The 20,990-nt window shown below is 63.6% G+C and carries 14 protein-coding genes and 1 pseudogene; 9 read left to right on the forward strand and 6 right to left on the reverse strand.

Annotation, left to right across the window (positions count from 1 at the left end; all coding sequences use genetic code 11):
• Nucleotides 1–2,327, forward strand: a 2,327-nt coding sequence (locus ABIV12_RS16865) for a hypothetical protein (protein WP_348061492.1), incomplete at its 5' end; no start/stop codon positions are given.
• A 983-nt stretch (nt 2,328–3,310) separates the two neighbouring features.
• On the opposite strand, the gene ABIV12_RS16870 is transcribed toward ABIV12_RS16865, so the two are convergent.
• The 4 genes from ABIV12_RS16870 to ABIV12_RS16885 form a co-directional block, all read right to left on the reverse strand.
• Complete coding sequence (locus ABIV12_RS16870; RefSeq protein ID WP_348061494.1) at nt 3,311–5,800, reverse strand: penicillin acylase family protein; 2,490 nt, start codon at nt 5,798–5,800, stop codon at nt 3,311–3,313.
• A 179-nt stretch (nt 5,801–5,979) separates the two neighbouring features.
• Nucleotides 5,980–7,656: an AMP-binding protein gene (locus ABIV12_RS16875; RefSeq protein WP_348061496.1), complete on the reverse strand. Its 1,677-nt coding sequence runs from the start codon at nt 7,654–7,656 to the stop codon at nt 5,980–5,982.
• A gap of 137 nt (nt 7,657–7,793) precedes the next feature.
• On the reverse strand, nt 7,794–10,034 hold the full coding sequence (gene parC / locus ABIV12_RS16880) for a DNA topoisomerase IV subunit A (RefSeq protein ID WP_348061498.1): 2,241 nt from the start codon (nt 10,032–10,034) through the stop codon (nt 7,794–7,796).
• Between the two features lie 245 nt (nt 10,035–10,279).
• A complete protein-coding gene (locus ABIV12_RS16885; protein ID WP_348061500.1) occupies nt 10,280–11,083 on the reverse strand; it encodes an inositol monophosphatase family protein in 804 nt (267 codons plus the stop codon).
• A gap of 140 nt (nt 11,084–11,223) precedes the next feature.
• On the opposite strand from ABIV12_RS16885, the gene ABIV12_RS16890 reads away from it, so the two are divergent.
• Nucleotides 11,224–12,027 (forward strand): RNA methyltransferase, encoded by an 804-nt coding sequence (locus ABIV12_RS16890; protein WP_348061502.1) that lies wholly within the window; start codon nt 11,224–11,226, stop codon nt 12,025–12,027.
• A 238-nt stretch (nt 12,028–12,265) separates the two neighbouring features.
• Here the strand turns inward: ABIV12_RS16890 and ABIV12_RS16895 are convergent, their stop codons facing one another.
• Nucleotides 12,266–13,564, reverse strand: a complete 1,299-nt coding sequence (locus ABIV12_RS16895; protein WP_348061504.1) for a hemolysin family protein — start codon at nt 13,562–13,564, stop codon at nt 12,266–12,268.
• Nucleotides 13,565–13,716: 152 nt separating this feature from the next.
• Between ABIV12_RS16895 and ABIV12_RS16900 the strand changes: the two genes are divergently transcribed.
• On the forward strand, nt 13,717–14,343 hold the full coding sequence (locus ABIV12_RS16900; protein ID WP_348061506.1) for a DUF47 family protein: 627 nt from the start codon (nt 13,717–13,719) through the stop codon (nt 14,341–14,343).
• A gap of 54 nt (nt 14,344–14,397) precedes the next feature.
• Nucleotides 14,398–15,531, forward strand: a complete 1,134-nt coding sequence (locus ABIV12_RS16905; protein WP_348061508.1) for an inorganic phosphate transporter — start codon at nt 14,398–14,400, stop codon at nt 15,529–15,531.
• A gap of 43 nt (nt 15,532–15,574) precedes the next feature.
• On the opposite strand, the gene ABIV12_RS16910 is transcribed toward ABIV12_RS16905, so the two are convergent.
• Nucleotides 15,575–15,979, reverse strand: coding sequence for a hypothetical protein (locus ABIV12_RS16910; protein WP_348061510.1), 405 nt, complete (start codon nt 15,977–15,979; stop codon nt 15,575–15,577).
• A 98-nt stretch (nt 15,980–16,077) separates the two neighbouring features.
• On the opposite strand from ABIV12_RS16910, the gene ABIV12_RS16915 reads away from it, so the two are divergent.
• From ABIV12_RS16915 to ABIV12_RS16935, 5 genes and pseudogenes are all read left to right on the forward strand, one after another.
• On the forward strand, nt 16,078–16,515 hold the full coding sequence (locus tag ABIV12_RS16915; RefSeq protein ID WP_348061512.1) for an MGMT family protein: 438 nt from the start codon (nt 16,078–16,080) through the stop codon (nt 16,513–16,515).
• Nucleotides 16,516–16,643: 128 nt separating this feature from the next.
• Nucleotides 16,644–18,446, forward strand: a complete 1,803-nt coding sequence (locus ABIV12_RS16920) for a DUF1800 family protein (protein ID WP_348061514.1) — start codon at nt 16,644–16,646, stop codon at nt 18,444–18,446.
• Between the two features lie 10 nt (nt 18,447–18,456).
• A complete protein-coding gene (locus ABIV12_RS16925) occupies nt 18,457–19,932 on the forward strand; it encodes a DUF1501 domain-containing protein (protein ID WP_348061516.1) in 1,476 nt (491 codons plus the stop codon).
• Nucleotides 19,932–20,345, forward strand: coding sequence for a plastocyanin/azurin family copper-binding protein (locus tag ABIV12_RS16930; protein WP_348061518.1), 414 nt, complete (start codon nt 19,932–19,934; stop codon nt 20,343–20,345). The genes ABIV12_RS16925 and ABIV12_RS16930 overlap by 1 nt, the downstream gene beginning before the upstream one ends.
• Before the next feature lie 116 nt (nt 20,346–20,461).
• Nucleotides 20,462–20,990: pseudogene (locus ABIV12_RS16935) on the forward strand (hypothetical protein); the annotation flags it as partial.

The raw sequence follows: 20,990 nt of genomic DNA on the forward strand, positions 1-20,990 counted from the left end.
TGGGTGCGACGACGCTGACGTTCCGTCATCAGTTCAATCTGGAAGACACGTTTGATGGTGCGGTGCTTGAAATCAGCATCAATGGCGGCGCCTTTGCCGACATCGTGACCGCCGGTGGTGCATTCACCAGCGGTGGCTACACGGACACCATTTCGGCGAACTTCATGAGCCCGATCGCGGGCCGTCAGGCCTGGAGTGGCACGAGCAGCGGTTTCATCACGAGCGTGGTTTCGCTGCCGGCATCGGCAACGGGTCAGCCAACCGTGCTGCGCTTCCGCACAGCCGACGACAGCTCGGCGGTCGCCACCACCACGCCGATCGGCTGGTTCATCGACAACCTGCACCTCTCCACCGCAACTCTGCCGACGGTCCTGAAGAGCTTCAGCCCTGCCTCGGTGAACACCGGTGCGGACAGCACGCTGACGATCACGCTGGCCAATCCGACCACGGGTGCAGCGACGCTCACGGCGGACCTCGTTGACACGCTGCCAGCCGGCCTGGTTGCAACCGCCGCGACCGCCACGACCACCTGCACGGGTGGGACGGGTGCAACCAACACGTCGGCGGCGGTGACGCTGGCAGCCGGTGCGGTCATTCCGGCAAACGGAACCTGCACGATCACGGCAACGGTGAACTCCGCAGCCTCGGGCAGCTACGTCAACACGATCGCAGCCGGCGCGCTGCAGACGAGCATCGGCAACAACGACACGGCTGCATCGGCGACCCTCACGGTCACCGGACCGCCGGTCGCGGTGATCACGCCGACGTCGTTGGCCTACACGCTGGCTCAGGGTGCGTCGGGTAGCAACCCGATCAACATCGCCAATACGGGTGGAAGCAACCTGACCTATTCGGTCGGTGAAGGCACCACGTCGACGGGCAATCGCAAGCCGTCGAACTTCCGCAACGTCTCGAAGTCGGCGCAAGCGGCGTTGTCGAACGGCGCGGTGTACAAGATGGCCCGCACGGGTCATCCGACCAAGCTCCGCGCTGGCCAGGTTGTGCTGGGTTCGGACGACATCTCGCAGATGACGGACAACACCCCGGGTGACGAAGGCGTGTCCTGCGGAAGCGCTGGAGCGAGCACGGCTGACAACAGCTGGTTCCGCCGTTTCTACTTCAACGAGTATCCGGGCGTCGGCGCGACTGCCAGCGTCAGCAGCGTGACCATCTCCTCGGGCAGCACTGGCCCAAGCGGTCTGCCGATCTCGATCAACCTGTACACCATCCCGCACAGCACGACGGTCAACACCATTCCGACCGCCGCACTGACGCCGATTGGTAGCGCGACGGGCACGATCGACTCGGGTCTGCTGTCGGTGACCGTCCCGGTGACGGGCATCGTGGGTGATACGGCCGGTCTGGACCTGGTGGTCGAGTACCACACGGATGGCATTGATACGGACCAGTTCTTCCCGGGTGCGAATGCCACCCCGGAAACCCATCCGACGTTCCTTCTGTCCACAACATGTGGCGTCCCGCAACCGGCAACCGCGGCTTCGATTGGCTTCCCGGACTTCCATCTGACGATGGTTGTGACTCTGGGCACCGGTACTCCGCCCGCAACCTGCGCTAACCCGGCCGACATTCCGTGGCTGAGTGAGTCGCCGGCTGGTGGCACTGTTGCTCCGGGTGCCAACACCAATGTCTCAGTCACCGCAAATGCAACTGGCTTGGGCGTCGGCAGCTACTCGGCGAACGTCTGTGTTGCCACCAACGATCCGGCCAATGCACTGGTCACGATCCCGGTGACCTTGACGGTTACCCAGGGCGCGGTTGTTCCGTGCTCGGCGGGTGCTGACGAGATCTTCTGTGACGGCTTCGAAGGCAAGGGCGGCGGTGGTGGCGGTCCGGCGACCTACACCGATCGCACCGAGTTCCTGACGCACGTTGCTGCAGGCTCGTACGAAAATGGCTTTGATGATGCAGTGTCGGGTACAAGTCCGCCGCTCACCTATACGAGCGGTGGCTGGGCTTACACCGTCGATGCATCGTCGCCGGCTCCGGCTGGTGGTTTGTACAACGACACGGGCATCATCTCGACCAACCTTGCCGCGGATTCGATCGTGGTGACGTTCACGGGTGATCCGGTCACGGCTGTCGGCGGCAACTTCTGGGCAACCGATATCAGCGTGCAGCCGACCGGAACCGACATCACCGTTACGTTGAGTGATGCGACCACGGAGACGTTCACGTCGACCGGTCCGACGGACTTCCGCGGCTTCACGACGGCAGCGCCGGTGACGACGCTCACGATCGAAGCACCGGATGTGCCGAGCCCGGCATGGGGCACCCTGGACAACCTGATCATCGGTGCGTCCAACTGATCGTCCAGAACCACTAGTTCCAACTGAACTCGAGGCCTCCGTTCGCGGAGGCCTCTTTTTTTTGCGTGAATGTCGGTGCTGAAAGTGATCGGCGAGAGCTGCGAGGGACGGAGCTGTTCTTCGACTCTGACTTCAATGGCATTGTCGCGGGAGCTGACGCTGTGGTCGCCTCTTCAGCGGCGATGCGTTGCGTGCGCCGCGGCGCGGTTCTTCACCCGCTGCGGACTTCAGGAACAGTGGACACGCGAGCTCGCGAATCAACACGTCCAGCCACACGACCTCCGGCAGCAAAAACTCCAGCAGCGCGACGGCGGCGAGCCTTCCGGATCCCTGCGCTTTTGATGTCCTTTTCCCGCGCAGCGGGGGAAGGTGCCCAAGGCGGAAGGGGGCGCTCTTGATCTAGTGCGGACGTGAAAGCTGCCCCCTTCCGCCTGCCGGCACCTTCCCCCGCAATGCAGGGGAGGATTCACGTCGCGTCCCCGATGCCTTTCGTGCGAGGTCCGAAAACAATGCGTCGCTATCCTTCCCCTGGGCAGCGGGGGACGGTGCCGAAGGCGGAAGGGGGCGCTCTTCCCGGTGCGGATCCGCAATGCATCAAATCGCGGTGGGCACGCGGCCCTCGTCGCGGCGCCTTTCGTCGATGCGACAACGCTGCGCCTTTGGCGACAACGTACGATCTCCCCGATGTGGCGTCGCGATCGTTGAGCGCTGTACAGCGGACGGCATGCAACCGCGCAGCAAGCGTTGACCATCCGCAGCGCGGCCGGGCAACGTGCAGCGATAGACGTTTGCCAGCCGTCGGCGGGCGTCGAACAAGGTGGCCAACGCCGAGCCGATCAGAAAGAGTGTTCGTTCCTCGGGCTGGCGTTCGAACGGTGGCAACTGCGCAACGCAAACGATCGGGCCGTTCGAATTTGCCGGCGTCCACTCTACGTTGCCGCGCGCAGCGTCAAACCGTCATGACGGCCGACCGTTCGACGACGTCAATGGTCAGGCGTCAACATCAGCGTGTGTTGCGCCGGTCCGGGCAGAAACGGCGTCGGCTTTCCTTCGGCCCAGTCGGCGTGTCCACTGCCGTAATACGGCGACAGCGGATGACCGCTTTGTCCACCCGACATCATCAGATAGCCGTTTACTTCGTTGCCCGGCGCGACGGCCATTCGCTGCGACGCGCCGAAATCCACGCCTTGCACGCGCGGCATGTTGCTGTCGCCCGGCAACGCCTGATGAGGCATGTCGATCAGACGTGCGAGGAACGCGGGCAGGGCACGCGAAAGGGGGTGTGCGATATGCGTGGTGTTACGCTCGCCCCACGTGCGTGCGCTGAGGCCGCCGGGCTGGGAATCCAGTGCAGCGCCAGTCCGCTCGGCGCAGGCGATCAGCAGACCGTCCCAGTCGGTGTAGCCGGGCGGCAGAAGATGGGGTGGCCTCAGCTGGAGGAGTTTCCAGAGTGCATTCTCCGATTGCGCGAGCTTGGGCGGCGTGAAATCGGGGAACTGCTTGCGGACTGCAGCGAAGAATCCGTCGAGAACCGTGTCGATCACCTCGGTGCGCCACGCACGGACCAGGCGGTAGCTGACCGAATCGACGGATGCTTCGCCGTTCCAGCCGTCGAGCACTTTCAACATGGACGTGTTGAGCGTCGATGCCGGCGTTCGATTGAGTTCGAGCCGCATCAGCTCCTTCCACCTCCCGAGAAGCAGCGCACGATCATCGAGCTGGATGTCGAGCATGTCCGACGTCGTGATGTGCTTTCGCGACGTCAAGTCGTCACGGATCTGTGCTGCGCGCGCGCCAAGGTCGTATCCGCCGTCGCCGAGCAGGGCGAGGGCGGGACCTTCGACGACGCGCTGGTTTGCGGTCCACAGCCGCTGCCATGGCGGGTTGGAAATCAGCGGCGTGTCAGACGTGCCGACCCAACCATCCCATCCGGTCGCGGGCGCGGACCAGTCAGCAGGAAGCGCTGGATCGAATCCGCCGATCCGGTTGGGGATTCGACCCGCGATGGTCCACGCAATGCTGCCTTGACGATCTCCAACCACGAAATTCTGCGGCGGGAGCCCGCTCGCTTGCGCGATGGCAATTGCCTCATCGCTGGTTTCCGCCTGATCGATACGCATCAGTTCGAGATTGATTGCGCCGGGCTCCTGCGCGCTCCACGCCAGCGCGAGAGGCGTGCCGTCGACCTCCTTTCCAAGAATCGGTCCCCAGCGTGTCTCTTCGATGTCGAGCGTCGCATCCGCAGCGCCGTGCACGCGGATCGTCTCGCTGTGTTTCACGATCGACATCCAGCCGTCTGCGGTGCGATAGCGGCTCGAATCGGCCGGGTCGCGCAGCACGCGCACCCAGTCGGCGGTGTCGATGTAGCTGTTGGTGAAACCCCACGCGACGTTGCCGTTGCTGCCGATGACGATCGCCGATGTGCCTGGAAGCCCGACGCCGCTGACATCGGTTGTGTGTCCGGCTCTGCGCGGATTCGGATAGATCAGTCGCGCCCGAAACCACAGGCTGGGCACGCGCAAATCGAGGTGCGTGTCGTTTGCGACCAGCGCCGCCCCATCGGCGAGTGCGCCGTTGACGGCAAAACTGTTGCTGCCGGGGATTCGATCCACCGTCGTATTCGCGTGCTTGAGCAGGTGCGCGTCGAGCGCATGCAGGTCGAGTTCTGCCGCGTCGGGAATGTCGGGCCATGTCAGTGGAGCGCCCGCGATGGGCGCGTCCTGCGCGCCGCCGCTCGCCGTGAGGAATCGGAATGCCGATGCAGGCAACGCTGCATGCATTCGTGCAAATGCCAATTCGCGCGCGTCTTCGGAATCGTTCAACGTGAAAGCCATCGCGGCGATGATCAGCAGACTGTCTTCGCTTCGCCACGGAGCGGGCGCACTGCGCGTCAGCAGGTACGCAAACGGGCGAACGGACAGCGCGGTGATTCCGGCATTGACGCCATCGCGATAGCGATCGATCGCCTCGCGATCTGCCGCAGGCAGCGCCGAATAAGCTGCCTGCATTCGTGCTCGCATGCGATGCGCGCGTGCCGCGCGGTCGAGTGGCAGCGCGGCGCTGCCGAACAGTTCGGCCAATTCGCCCGCTGCGCGCCGGCGCAGCAGATCCATCTCGAAGTAGCGCTCCTGCGCGTGAGCGTAGCCGAGCGCCCATCCCGCATCGAGGCGATTCACCGCCCGCACGGTCACTGTGCCGAGCGCATCGCGCTCGACGCTCACCGGTGCGGTGAGCGCAGTCGATCGGATGGTGCCGTCGTACTCCGGCAGACTGCCGCGCAATGCCAGCCATGCGGAGAAAAAAATCACGACAACCAACACGAACAGCAGTGCGGCGAACCTCCGGAGGAAGCGCATCACGATCGTTGCACCGAGGCGTAAAAAAGGACGTGCATGATAGACGAGGCGTGTGACGGTCGGGCGCGAAGAATTGCGCGCCGGCCAATGTCCGGGCACCACCATGATATCGAGCAATCGGGATCGTTCACGGCAATGATCGATCGGCCGGTTGACGGGACCCGCGCGGTGCTGGCGTCAGCCGCGAAGCGTTCCGGAGATCGACGCGCAACCGCTTCGCGGCTGAAGCCGCTCCCACAGAAGCGCCATCGTTTGCTCGCTGTCATGCAATCGCCGCACAGGCAAACGCCGGCAAATCAGCCGAGCGGCCAGTCGGCGAGTTCGCGCCGCAATATCTTGTCGACCGCCGACCGCGGCAGCGCATCGATGAAGTCGACGCGCTTGGGTATCTTGTAGTGCGACATACGCGGAACGCACCAGTCGATGAGCGCCGCTTCGTCGAGTTCGGCATGCCGCCGTACCACGAACAGTCGAACGCGTTCGCCGTCCTCGTCATCGGGCATTGCAACCGCGCACACGTCGGCGACATGCGGGTGCTGTCCAACGGTGTTTTCGATGGACGCCGGGTACACGTTTGCGCCATCGACCAGGATCATGTCCTTGATCCGGCCGAGCAGGTACAGCGCACCCTTGTCGTTCATGCGCCCGAGATCGCCGGTACGGAACCAGCCATCGGGAGTCATCGTGCGCGCAGTTTCATCCGGGCGCTGATCATAGCCCGACATGATGAAAGGACCGCGCAGCCACACTTCCCCGATCTCGCCGGGCGGAACCGCACCGAGGTCGTCCGAATCGGGATCGCGGATCGTCACTTCGACCGAAGGAAATGGAAATCCGACACTGCCGATGAAACGTTCGTCGCCGAGTTCCGCGGTGATCGGCGCCGACGTTTCGGTCAGGCCGTATCCCTGATACAGCGGCTTGCCGGTGATCGACTCCCAGCGATCGCGGATATCCGCACGCAGTGCCATGCCGCCTACCCAGCCGGTGTGCAGCTCGGAGAAGTCGAGCTCGGCGAAACCCGCTGTCGTCGTGAGGTGGTTGTAGAACGCCGGGCCTGCAAGCATCGAGTGCACCGCGCGGCCACGCCAGCCGGCGACCACAGCAGCCGTGTCGGTCATCTTCGGAAACAGCAACTGCGTCACGCCCTTGCTCGCATAGTTGAGCAGATTCACCGACATGCCGGCCGAGTGCGAGAACGGATGAACGCTGATGACGAGTCCGCCGTCGGCGTTGGCGTGCGCTTCGGTCGCCGCAAGCGCGGCACGCAACATCTCCACACCGATGCGCATGTTGAATTGGGTAATGCGAACGGCCTTTGAGACACCGGTGGTGCCGCCGGTGTAGGCCATCAACGCCAGATCGTCCGGTCCGATGTTGCGCTCGACCGGTGGCAGCGATGCACCATTGGTGATCGCCGCATCAAATGCAAACGCGTGGGTCGGCAACGGACCCGCGATGCCGAAAAGAGCATGCGGCGCGGAAACGACGAGTTCGCGGATGTCACGTGCACCGGTCGCGGCGCGGAACTTGTCCATCAGCACGTCGAGTCCGACGATCCCTTTCGGCAGGATTGCCGCAATCGGGGCTTCGATCTCCTGCGTGGTTGCCTGCGAATACACCGGCATGATCGCGAGACCGGCGATCCATGCACCCAGCACGGTGATCGGATATGCGGGCAGGTTCGGCATCATCGCGAGAATGCGATCGCCGGCTTGCAGCTTCCATTCGTGCACGAAGAACCGCGCCAATGCATCCGACTGCCGATGCCATTCGCGAAAGGTGAGCAATGTTCCATCGAGTTCGAATGCAACGCGGTCGGCGTAGCGATCGCACGCGTCGAGCAGCAGCGACAGCATCGTTTCGTCAGCGCGTACGTCGAGCTCGCTGAGCATGAAACCCGGATAGTGCGCGGTCCATGGACGGCTGGCGTACCACGCTGCCGCGTCGTCGATTCGTCTCTCCGTCTGCATTATGGCGCTTGCTCCTTGTGGTTCACCGAACACGGCGACGTTCCGACATCGAGGTACACAAGTTCAAGTGTACCTTTTCGTGTCGTACAGCTTCGCCGGATCGTTCAGGATCCGGATCGTTCAGGAACGGAGTGCGCTCATCCCGTCGTCGCGATTCTCTCCACCCTCTGCAATCCGCGCGGCAGCAGGGAACCACGCGATGCACGCGTACCGCCGTACTCGACCAGATCGGCCCATTTCAGGGTGAGCTTGCGTTGACCGGCATACAACGTGACTTCGCCCTTGCCCTCGGCGACCACCGCGATGCCGACGACACGTTCGCCATTGGCGAGCTTGACCTTTGGAATTTCGATGAGCTTGTTGCCCTTGCCGCCCTTGTCGAGTTCCGGCAGCTCGGCAACGGAAAACATCAGCACGTGACCTGCGCTCGTCGCCACCACGAGTCGATCACGCGCGGAATCCGCCACCAGCGGCGGGGCAAGCACGTGCGCGTCGTCGTCCATGTTGAGGACCTGCTTGCCGGCCTTCTTGTTGGCCAGCAGGGTTTCAAATTTCGTCACGAAGCCGTAACCGAAATCGGACGCGAGAACCAGCCTGGTGTTCGCGTCGGTGATGGCCACTGCATCGATACGCGCACCGGTCGGCAGCGCGAAGCGACCGGTCAGCGGCTCGCCGTTGCCGCGCGCAGACGGCAAGGTGTGGGCAGATGTCGAGTAGCTGCGTCCGGTCGAGTCGATGAAGACCACCTGCTGCGTGGTCCGACCGCGTGCCGAAGCCAGGAACGAGTCGCCGTCGCGATAACCCAGCGACGGCGCGTCAACGTCATGCCCCTTCGCCGAGCGGATCCAGCCTTTTGCCGACAACACGATGGTCACCGGTTCGCTCGCCACCAGGGCTGCTTCATCGAGGGCCTGCGACACCGATCGCTCGACCAGTGGCGACCGACGATCATCGCCGTACTTCTTCGCGTCGTCCTTCAATTCGTCCTTGATCAGCGTTTTCAGGCGCGCCTTCGAGTTGAGCACCACGTTGATGCGCGCGCGCTCCTCCTCCAGTTCGTCGCGCTCGCCGCTGATCTTCATCTCCTCCAGCCGCGCAAGCTGGCGCAGGCGTGTCTCGAGAATGTAATCGGCCTGTTCCTCACTGAGTTTGAAGCGCGCGATGAGCACCGGTTTCGGTTCGTCTTCCGTGCGGACGATGCGGATGATCTCGTCGAGATTGAGGTACGCGATGCGCAGCGCTTCGAGCAGGTGCAGGCGCCGCTCGACCCTCGCGAGGCGGAACTCCAGTCGTTTGGTGACCGTGTCCTGGCGGAAGCGCAACCACTCGACGAGGATCTGCCGCAGGTTCTTCACCTGCGGCTTGCCGTCGAGCCCGATCATGTTGAGGTTGATGCGAAAGCTCTTCTCGATGTCGGTCGTCGCATTGAGATGCTGCATCATCTCGTCAAGATCGACGCGGTTCGAGCGCGGAATCAGCACGATGCGGATCGGGTTCTCGTGATCGGATTCGTCGCGGATCTGCTCGAGCATGGGCAGCTTCTTCGCGTTCATCAGCGCGGCGATCTGCTCGACGATCTTCGACGGCGACACCTGGTAGGGCAGCGCGGTGATGACGACGTCGCCGTCTTCCTTGATGTACACGCCGCGGCAGCGCACCGAGCCGTGGCCGGTCGCGTACATCGCGGCGATCTCGTTCGCGGGTGTGATGATCTCGGCGGCGGTAGGGAAGTCCGGCCCCTTCACGTGCTCGAGCAGCTCCGCCAGCGTGGTGTTCGGCTCGTCCAGCAGGCGAATGCACGCGGTCGCGACCTCGCGCAGATTGTGCGGCGGGATATCGGTGGCCATGCCGACCGCGATTCCGGTGCCGCCGTTGAGCAACACATGCGGAACGCGCGCAGGAAGCCACGACGGCTCCTGCTGCGTGCCGTCGTAGTTCGGCACCCATTCCACCGTGCCTTGGTCGATCTCCTGCAGCAACAGCGCGGCCAGCGGCGTCAGGCGCGCCTCGGTGTAGCGCATCGCGGCGAACGATTTCGGATTTTCGGTCGACCCGAAATTGCCCTGGCCGTCGATCAGCGGGTAACGGTACGAGAACGGCTGGGTCATCAGCACCATCGCTTCGTAGCAGGCGCTGTCTCCATGCGGATGGTATTTGCCGAGCACTTCACCGACGGTCAATGCGGATTTGCGCGGCTTCGCCGTCGCGCCAAGCCCGAGGTCGTTCATCGCATAGACGATGCGCCGCTGAACCGGCTTGAGACCATCGCCGACGAAGGGCAGGGCGCGGTCGAGCACCACGTACATCGAGTAGTCGAGGTAGGCGCGTTCGGCGTATTCCTTGAGCGGGATCTGTTCGTAGTTGGCAGGCAGGTTCATGAGCATCCGGTGAAGACGGAAACAAAGGCCCGGCAAGCAGGGCCCAACCGCCATTTTGACGGATCAGCGACCGCCTCGATACCTGCTGTGCGCGACGGAATGCGCAAACGCTGCCGTCGCTGTCGCGACGCCGTTCGGTCTCTGCGTTCGGATTGGAACAATTGGCGCCGCGCGAAATCCGCCGAGGCGGACGTGCGCATGACGGCGGAGCGACGTCTGCTGCGTCGCCGAAGGGAGTTGCGCTGCTACGGCAGTGCGAGGATTGGCGGCAACTCGGGGGCGATCGTCTTGACGATTGCATTGGCGACGCTGACGTTGCCGGCGATCAGGTTGCCGCTGGGCGGAAATCCGTCGCGACCGGCGAAATCGCAGTAGCGTCCGCCGGCCTCTCGCACCATGACGCAGGAAGCAGCCATGTCCCACGGTTTCAGACCGATTTCATAGAATCCGTCGACGCGTCCGGCAGCGACGTAGCAGATGTCGAGAGCTGCGGATCCGGTCCGGCGAATGTCTTCCGCTTCCACCAGCAGCGCGCGGGTCATGTTGAGCTGCGCGTCCAGATGCCGGCGCTGACGATAGGGGAATCCGGTGATCAGCAGGGCGCCGCCAAGTCCCTCGCGCTTGCCGATGCGGATGCGCCGGTCGTTGAGGTAAGCGCCGTTGCCGCGATCGCCGGTGAAGAGTTCATCGCGCAGCGGGTCGTAGACGACGCCGAGCGTGGGTTCGCCGTTTTCCAGAAGTCCGATCGACACGCAAAAATGAGGGATGCCACGCAGGTAGTTGTGTGTTCCGTCGAGCGGATCGATCACCCACACGTTTTTCGATTTGCCGGATGCGCCCGATTCTTCGGCGAGAATTGCGTCGCGCGGAAACGCGCGCCGCAGTTCGCGTATGATTTCCGCCTCTGCGAGCTTGTCCACTTCCGACACGTAGTCGTGCCGCTGCTTCTCGATGATGTCGAGGCTTTCCAGACGATTCATGTAGCGCAGGATGATTTGTCCGGCGGCGCGCGCGGCGCGCACCGCGACATTGACGGCGGGTCTTGGCATGCTGGAATTCGCTACGGCTGGAAAAGAACGGTCCGCGTCGTCGGGGACGCGAAAGGCGCGCAGGGTAGCAGATCGGCGCGTGTCGACCAAACGGATTGGCCCGTTGCGCCCGCTCCAAACCCCCAATTCCGCCTCGTGACATGACCGACCAAAACGCTCCCGACACTCTCGCCCAAGTACGCTTCGTGCTCGTCAACACGTCGCATCCGGGGAACATTGGCGCAGCGGCGCGCGCGATCCGCACGATGGGGCTGCATCGGCTCGGACTGGTGACGCCGCACGCGTTCCCGCACCCCGAGGCGACCGCCCTCGCGGTCGGCGCGGACGACGTGCTCGATGCCGCGGTGATCAGTACGGATCTGCCGGCTGCGATCTCCGACTGTCGCCTGGTGCTCGGAGCCACCGCTCGCCGTCGCGGAGTGGTCATGGAACAGTTGACGCCGCGCGAAGCTGCGCAACGCGTGCTCGATGCCGCCGCGATGGGCTATGAGGTCGCGCTGCTGTTCGGCAACGAGCGCGTCGGTCTGGACAACGACGAGATCAAGCACTGCCACGCGGCCATCGCGATTCCGAGTGACCCGACTTATTCCTCGTTGAATCTGGCCCAGGCGGTGCAAGTGATCGCATACGAACTGCGCGTCGCGTGGCTCGCTCGTGGAGAGGTCGTGTCGGCACCGGTGATCGAGCAACCGGCAAGTGCCGACGCGATGGAGGGGTTTTTCGCGCATCTGGCGCAGACGCTCGACGACATCGATTTCCATAAGGGCCGTTCGCCGCGCACGATCATGCAGCGGCTGCGACGATTCTTCCTGCGCGCCCAGCCCGATTTGCGCGAATTGCGCGTCTTGCGTGGAATTCTCGCCGACGCGACGCGGATGGGAAGGATTGCGCGCGGGCTTTCGCTACGACCGGCCGAACCTGCAGATGCACATCACGAAGAATAGGCGCGCGAGCCCTGTTGCTTTTCCTTCCCCCGGCGCAGCGGGGTAAGGTGCCCGAAGATCGGACGGGCGCGCTTGTCGTCGGGTGAAGGATCAGGAACTCAAAGATCAAGGGCGCTCCATCCGCCTTCGGCACCTTCTCCCGCTGCGCCGGGGGAAGGGAAAGCATGCGCTTTGATCCACGTGGGAGCGGCTTCAGCCGCGATGCCCTGTCGGGCCGGGAATGCAAGACGCCCGTGCGTCAACTCTCCACGCGCCCGATCAGCAGTTTGTCGATCCGCGCGCCGTCGAGATCGACCACCTCGAAGCGGAATCCATTCCAGTTGAAATGCTCGCCTGCATTCGGAATGCGGCCGAAGTGCGCGACGACCATTCCGGCCGCAGTGCGGAAATCGTGTTCGTCCTCGTTCGGCAAATCGGTCAGTTCGAGCAGTTCGCGCAGGTCGTCGGTGCCGACGCTGCCGTCGACGAGCCAGCTGCCGTCTTCGCGCTGGACGATCGGGTGTTCGCGCGTCTCCGCCTGCGGCGTTGCGGACTTGCCGACCACCGCAGAGAGGAGATCGTTGAGCGTGACCACGCCCTCAATGTCGCCATATTCGTCGACCACCAGCGCAAACGGCGTCTGCGCGTCGCGGAACTCTTCCAGCAGGTCGAGTGCGCGCGCGGTCGCGGGCACGTACAGCGGCTTTCCGAGTGTTGCGAACAGGTCCGTCGAGGCACCCTGTGCAATGTGGCCGATGACACGTTTGACTTCGAGGACGCCGAGAATGTCCTGTTCGCCGCCGCGATACACGGGGTAACTGGAATAGGGCGTTTCGCGCATCACCGCAAGATTCTCGTCGAGTGTCGCCGCGGCGTCGAGCCAGGTGATGCGCATGCGCGGCGTCATCACGCTGTCGACGCTGCGGTCACCGAGGCGGAGGACGCGGTTGACCATGTTGTGTTCGTCGGAATCGATGACGCCCTGGTCCGCGCCTTCGGCGACGAGCAGGCGGATTTCGTCTTCGCTCACCTGTTCGCGGCTGACTTTGTCCATCCGCAGCATGCGCAGCAGCACCCGCGTCAGTCGGATCAGAATGAAAGCGAACGGCGTCGCCAGCCAGGTCATGAAGCGCATCGGCGCCGCCACGGCGATCGCGAATTTCTCCGGATCGACCAGCGCGATGCGCTTGGGCGCCAGTTCGCCAAACAGCATGTTGAGGAAGGTGATGCCGGTGACACTGAGCGATACGCCGATCGCAACGCTGTAGCGATCGAGGTAGGGGATGTCGAGCGCATCGAAGGCGATCGCGATGCGGTCGCCGATGTCGGCGCCGATCGCGGCACCCGCGCTGATCTGCAGCAACGTGATGAAGACCTGGACGGTGGCGAGGAATCGCTCGGGCTGCTGGATCAGCGACAGGGCCAGCTGCGCCCGGCGACTGTCGCGGGCGAGTTGCTTGAGGCGGCTCTGGCGGGCCGTCATCAATGCCATTTCGCTCAACGCGAAGAAGCCGTTGAGCAAGGCGAGCAGGAGGACCAGGGCGAATTCGAGCAGCATCCGGTGTCCGAGAGGGCGTTGAGGGCCGGCGTGGAGTGTATCAACAGCTGTGCGACCTACCGCGACGCCTTCGGATGCATCGACCTTGCTGTCATCGCGCTGTGCTGCGGTAACATAACCGTCACACAGTCCGGTCGACCAAAGGCGCAGCCATGTTTTCGTTGCAGACGATTTTCGGCAAGGGCGACAAGTTCTACGGACTGCTGGACGCCAGCGCCGAGGCGGCGAAAGACTCAGCCTCCGCCCTCGTGCGCATGTTCCGTGCGCAGCCATTGGCGCCGTCGCTGGACGAGTTCATGCTCGCCCGCAAGCGCGAGAAGGACCTGTCGGCACAGATCAGCCAGGAACTCGTCAACACGTTCGTGACCGAGCTTGATCGCGAGGACATCGAGGCGCTGTCGGCGGCACTCAACAAGATCACCAAGTCGATCTCGAAGTTTGCCGAGCGCTACTCGCTCGCCGCAGACCGGCTGGGTGACGTCGATTTCGCGTCGCGCGCAGGGTTGCTGGAAAAGGCGGGCGAAGTGATCGCGCAGATGGTCGCGCAGCTGCGCCGCATGAATCTTGAATCGATGACCTCGCTCCACGAACGTCTGCAGTCGATCGAAAGCGAAGCCGACCGGCTGCTGATCGACGTCTACCGTGACCTTTACAGCGGCCGCCACGAACCCATCCGCATCCTCCTCCTCAAGGATCTGTTCGAGCTGCTCGAAAAAGCCATCGACCGCTGTCGCGACGCCGGTTACGTGGCCTATCAGATCGTCCTCAAGAATTCCTGATTCCCGCGCAGCAACGAAGCCCGGCGTCCGCCGCCTCGAACAGGATCGTCTTTGATGGAACTCGCTCTCGTCCTGCTGGTCGTGTTCATTGCGCTGGCCTTCGAATACATCAACGGTTTCCACGACACCGCCAATTCGATTGCGACCGTGGTGGCAACCAAGGTGCTGAGCCCCGGCCAGGCGGTGCTGCTCGCAGCAACCACCAACCTGATCGGCGCGCTGGCAGGCACCGCTGTTGCGAAAACCATCGCCTCCGGACTGATCGACACCAATGTCGTCGCGGTGACGCCGGTGGTGCTCATCTGCGCGCTGCTCGGCGCGGTGATCTGGAACCTGATCACCTGGTGGTGGGGTTTGCCGTCCAGCTCGTCGCATGCTCTCGTCGGCGGACTCAGCGGCGCGGCGCTCGCGGCGGCACACGACAACTGGCACGCAATCATCTGGGCGCAGGGTGGGGCGCACTGGTGGGGTGAGAAAGGCGTCTTGCCGAAAGTCGTGCTTCCAATGGTCACCTCGCCGGTGGCCGGGTTCATTCTCGGCTTCCTTCTGATGGGGCTGCTGTTTTCGCTGATGGAGTTTCTCGGCTCACGCACCGGGCGTCTGCAGAAACTCGGCCGCACCCGTTTCGCGAACGCGTTCTTCGGCAAGGCGCAGCTCGTGTCGGCGAGCGCGATGGGCCTGTCGCATGGCCTCAACGACGCGCAGAAGACGATGGGCATCATCGCGCTCGCGCTCGCAGGTGCGACCGCGTCGGGCACGCTTGACCACGTACCATCCTGGCTGCATTTCCTGCGGATCGAGGAAGACGCGTCCAGACAGTTCGAGATTGCGACGTGGATCAAGGTGCTGTGCGCGCTGATCATGGCGGCCGGAACCGCGGTCGGAGGCTGGCGCATCATCAAGACACTGGGTCACAAGATCGTGAAGTTGCATCCGATCAACGGCTTCGCCGCCGAATCCGCGTCAGCCAGCATCATCCTGACCGCGTCGCACTTCGGCATCCCGGTCTCCACCACGCACAACATCTCCGCGGCGATCCTCGGTGTCGGTGTGGCCAAACGCGCCAACGCCATCCGCTGGACGATCGTCGAGCGGATGCTGTGGGCGTGGATCCTGACGCTGCCGATCACCGGGGCGCTTGCCTGGTTGATGGTGCGAGCAGCAAGGCTGCTCGGCTGGGCCGAGTGATCGCGCTGGCGAGTGTGATTCCATCCACTCTGACCGACGTTCGCTAGAAGGTGTCGCCGCCGCTGGAAATGGCCTGTTCCATGCGGTCGCCGAGGGCACCGAGCTCCGCAATCACCCGATCGATTTCGGTATCTGACAGCAACGTGTAGGGACGGTTTTCGCACAGGTGCAGGTACGGAGACCCCTCGAGATCGCTGACCGCCAGGTAGCCGGTTCGCTGTTCCCAGTTGAAGCGCAGGCAGCGCAGCCCGTCCATGCCGGTGTAGGGGCCGATGGGCGTCGAGATGCGCAGATACTTGGCGCCTTCCTCATCTTCCATCTCAGCCAGGTACACGCCCTGGTGACGGTCGTGTGCCAGTTCGATGTCGAAGCTGATCAGGTACGGATCGTTGGACCGCAGCGTGTGACGGCTGCCGACATGGGAGCGGATTTGTTCGAAACTCTGCACTGCCGTTCTCCGTCGGGTTCGATCCACATGGTAGCAGCCCGTTCGATGAACCTGGCCCGAGGCATGGCGTGTCGATCCGGTCGGCGTCGTAGAAAGCCATGACACGTGAGGCATCCCAAGCGGCGCGTCATCATCTGGCAATCGTAGACACGATCGGTTCGATCCCGCGCGGACGCGTCGCGAGCTACGGCGAGATCGCTGCGCGGGCCGGCTTGCCGGGCCGTGCCCGTCTGGTTGGACGAATCCTGAGCGAATCCGCGGCGGACGCGGCGTTGCCCTGGTTCCGTGTGCTGCGTGCGGATCGCCGGATCGCATTTCCGGAAGGGAGTGCTGCCTACCGCGAACAGGTTCGGCGTCTGGCTGCTGAGGGTGTGCCCGTCAACGCAGGTCGTGTCGATCGTGCATCGTATGGATGGCGCGGCACTCTCGATGACGTGTTGTGGGGTCCGCCCGAGCCGAAGAAACGAACATCGGCGGACCGCGGTCGCGCGATGCCTCCGAGGCCGGTTGGCAAAAGGAAATCGTCGAAAGACTGAAATTTCCTCGCTTTCCGTTGCACAAGTGCGGCGTGCGTCATCATCGCGCGATGACAGCGGCCCTAAAGTCCGGCGTGACCCCGCCCGGGGTCGAACGGAGTTCCGCCATCATGCGCGCGAGTCGGCGATTGTCCGCTGCAACCCTTGTCGTCCTTCTGTGCGCGTCACCATTGGTCGCGCAGGGCCTGAGTCACTGGCCGGACACGGCGTTCAACGACAGTTTCGATGGCACCGCGAATGGTCCGGGCAATGATGCTGCTGCGGCGCGCTTCCTGACCCAGGCGACCTTCGGTCCGACCGCTGCCGACATCACGCACCTGCGCACGGTCGGTTACCAGGGCTGGCTCAACGAGCAGTTCACGGCGACGCCGTCGACGCAGGTTCCGTATATCGACTGGGCCTATGCCGAGCATCCGGACGACTACCTCAGCGATGACGTTCGGCTGGCGATCTGGAGCATCAATGCCGCCGGGACGCCCGATCCGAGTCGTGGCGGCTTTCCGAACAATGCGCGGACCGATCAGCTGCGTCAGCGCGTTGCGTTTGCGCTGAGCGAAATCTTCGTGGTGTCCAACGACAACGGCGCGTTGCGCGACCAGAAGTGGGGCCTGGCGAGTTTCTACGATCTTCTGAGCAATGATGCATTCGCAAACTATCGCGTGCTGCTGGAAGACGTGACGAAGCACCCGGTGATGGGCATCTATCTGAGCTCGATCCAGAATCAGAAAGCGGATGCCGAGCAGAACATCCATCCGGACGAGAACTACGCGCGCGAAGTGATGCAGCTGTTTTCCGTTGGCCTCAATCAACTCAACCTTGACGGCACACCGAAGCTGTCGGGCGGCATTCCGATTCCGACCTACGATCAATCGGTGGTCCACGGATTCGCCGCGGTGTTCACCGGGTGGGACTGGAACAGCATCGGCTGCGACCCGCAGAGCTACGACTGCTGTACGGACGATACCTACACGTACTGCGGCCCCAACGCGAGCGACGACGCGCGCTGGCGCAATCCGATGCAGCCGGTCGAGTCGTACCACGACGACACGCAGGACAAGCAGCTGCTGAACTACACCGGTGCGTCGCTCGCCAACGGACTGCTGATTCACGGCGGTAACGCGCAGCAGGAAATGACGGCGGCACTCGACAATCTTTTCCGTCATCCGAATGTCGGGCCGTTCATCGCGACGCGCCTGATCCAGCGCCTGGTCACCAGCAATCCAACTCCGGCATACGTGCAGCGTGTCGCCCAGGTGTTCAACAACGACGGCAGCGGCGTGCGCGGCAACCTGAAGGCGGTGGTCAAGTCGATCCTGCTCGACAGCGAAGCGCGCTATGGGCAATGGCAGCATCCGGACACCTTCGGCAAGCTGCGCGAACCTCTGCTCAAGGCGACGCATCTGTGGCGCGCGATGGACGGACGCTCGGCCAACGGAACGATCGGCAACCTGCAGACCTACCCGGGGATCGAGGACCTGTACGGCCAGGCGCCTCTGCGGTCACCGACCGTGTTCAATTTCTTCAAGCCGGACTTTGCCCAGCCCGGTGAAGTGGCCACGCGCGGATTGCTGAGCCCGGAATTCCAGATCCTCAGTGACACGATGGCGGTCGAAACGCCCAACAATCTCTACTACCAGATCTTCTGCTACTACACCGCGAGCGACGCATGCTGGGATGGCGGCGATGCGGACACGCTGCAGCTGGACGAGGACGCCGACGCGGCGCTCGCAGTCAGCGACCCGGCGCAACTGGTCGACCAGTACAGCCTGCTGCTGATGAACGGGCAGATGTCACCGTTCATGCACAGCGTGCTTGTGACCCGCTTGAACGCGATCGAGGACGATCCGCCGCGGCATCCGCAAGGCCGCACACGCGTGCAGCATCTGCTGTACCTGATCATGAATTCCCCCGAATATTCGATCCAGAAATGAGGCCGCGCACATGCACGTGAATCGTCGGCAATTCCTTCGCAAGAGCATTTGCGCCGCGCTCGGCGGAGCGAGTGTCTATTCCGCATTTGGAAGCCTGCGCCTGATGGCCGCGGCGGCGAACGCGAGGCCGTATTCGTTCACCGACTACAAGGCGCTGGTGTGCGTCTTCATGTACGGCGGAAACGACAGCTTCAACACGATCGTGCCCGTCAGCGGCCAGGACCGCACCGACTACGTTGCGTCGCGCGGCGGGCTCGCACTGCCGGCCGCGGACCTGATGCCACTGATGATCGCGGCCGGGCAAGGAAACGGTCCGGACAACTATGGTCTGCACCCGGCGATGAAATCGCGCGTTGGCACCTTCGATGGCGACGATGTTCCCGGAAACGCGGGGCTCGGCAATCTGTTCAATACGGGCAAGGCCGCGATCGTCGCGAACGTCGGAAGCCTGCTGTACCCGATCACCCAGGCGCAGTATCAGAACGACAGCGTCGCGACGCCGCCGCAGCTCTATTCGCACGACGACCAGACCAACCAGTGGCAGACGTCGCGACCGGACGATTCGAATGCCGACGGGTGGGGCGGTCACGTTGCGGATCTGCTGCATGCCGCAAACAGCGGCCAGGCGCCGATGAGCATCACGCTCGGCGACAACAACAGGTTCCAGCGCGGATCGATCGTGAATCCGTACGCCATGAACCCGTCCGGCGTGAGCCGGATGAACTATCACGACAATGGCCAGGATTGCTGGATCGGTGGATGCAACGACAGCGAGATTGCGGCCAACACAGCAGCCTACAACGCGCTGATCGCAACGGGAACGCAGACCAACGTTCTCGAGCGCGCGTATGCCGATGCGACCAGCCGTTCGATCGGCAACTACCGGATCATCTCCGAAGCGCTCGGGGACACCCCGCCAACGTGGAGCACCCCGTTCCAGGACACCGATTTCGGTCGTCAGCTGCAGATGGTCGCGCGGCTGATCAGTGTCCGATCCGCGCTCGGGATGCAGCGACAGGTGTTCTTCGTGTCGGCCGGAAACTTCGACACCCACAGCGCGCAGATCGACAACCAGATGCAGAACCTGCAGGAAATGTCGCAGGCGCTGCGCGCGTTCCATGACGCAACGACACAGATGGGCATCGCCGATGGCGTGACGGCGTTCACCGCGTCCGATTTCGGGCGTTCCCTTGCGGTGAATGAAGACGGCACCGACCATGGTTGGGGCGCTCACCATTTCGTCGTCGGCGGCGCCGTTCGGGGTCAGCGTTTCTACGGCGACATGCCGTCGCTGGCGCGCTACAACGACGAATCGCCGCACGGCAATCCGGACGATACCGGCGGCGGTCAGATCATCCCCAGGATTGCCGTGGACCAGTATTCGGCGACGCTTGCGCGTTGGTTCGATGTTGCCGAAGGCGACCTCTCCACGCTGTTTCCGAATCTCGGCCGCTTCGGCTCGTCCGATCTCGGGTTCATGATGTGATGCGTGGCTTTGTGTTGTTGTCGCTGGCGTGCTCGCTCGTGTTCTTCACGTGGGCTTCAAACGCGACGGCGGCAACCTACATCGTCACCGCGAACCCGGACATCACGTTTACGCCGCAGGTCATCACGATCCGGCAAAACGACAGGATCCGGTTCGAGAACGCGGGCGGTCTGCACAACGTCATCGCCGATGACGGCAGCTTTGCATGCGGCTTCAACTGCAACACCAACACGTCGCCAAGCGATCGCCCCTGGTCGTACACGATCGCCTTCACACGCGTGGGCGCATTCGGATACTTCTGCGAGCAGCACGGAGATCTGACGACCGGAATGCGCGGCACGGTGATCGTCCTCGACAACGTGTTCTTCGACGGGTTCGACGGCGCGCCGACGACCGCGGCCCTTCAGCGCTGATCGCGAACACCGTCGCGGTTTGCGCCGCGAAGGCGTGGCATACACTGGTCTGGCGGTCCAGAGAGACCGCGTGCCGGTTTTTCGGCATTCCCTTCAGGCTCAGGAGAGAGACCATCATGCGCAGCATTTTGTTGGGGGCACTTGTCTTGTTGTCCGGCGTGGCTGGCAGTGCGCTGGCAGCCGGCGGCGGCATTCGGGTCGCACTGGACGCGCCTTCGCAAAGCCGCGACAGCGGCAGTGGAATGGTCGCGTTCACCGTGGTCAATGAATCGGCATCGCCGATTCACGTGTTGCGCTGGCAAACGCCCCTGGACGGCGTCGAATCGGAGCTGTTCGACGTGACGTTCAACGGCGAGCCGGTCGACTACACCGGCCGGATGGTCAAGCGGCCTGCGCCGCAGGCTGATGATTACATCGAGTTGAAGCCTGGCGAGTCGCGCTCGGTGGAAGTGGACATCAGCGCGTACTACGACATGCGAACGAGTGGGCCCTATGTCGTGCAGTACCGTCGGGACGCCGCCGCACTGGTACGCGAAGCCGATCGCGTCGCGCGCGCGGGCGTCACGGCCACCCTGCAACTTGACAGCGCGGCGACGACATTGTGGGTGGATGGCGCTGGCGCGCCGCTCGATCAGGAAGCACTGC

This window comes from Dokdonella sp., assembly GCF_039926425.1.
In the GTDB taxonomy this organism is placed as follows: domain Bacteria; phylum Pseudomonadota; class Gammaproteobacteria; order Xanthomonadales; family Rhodanobacteraceae; genus Dokdonella_A.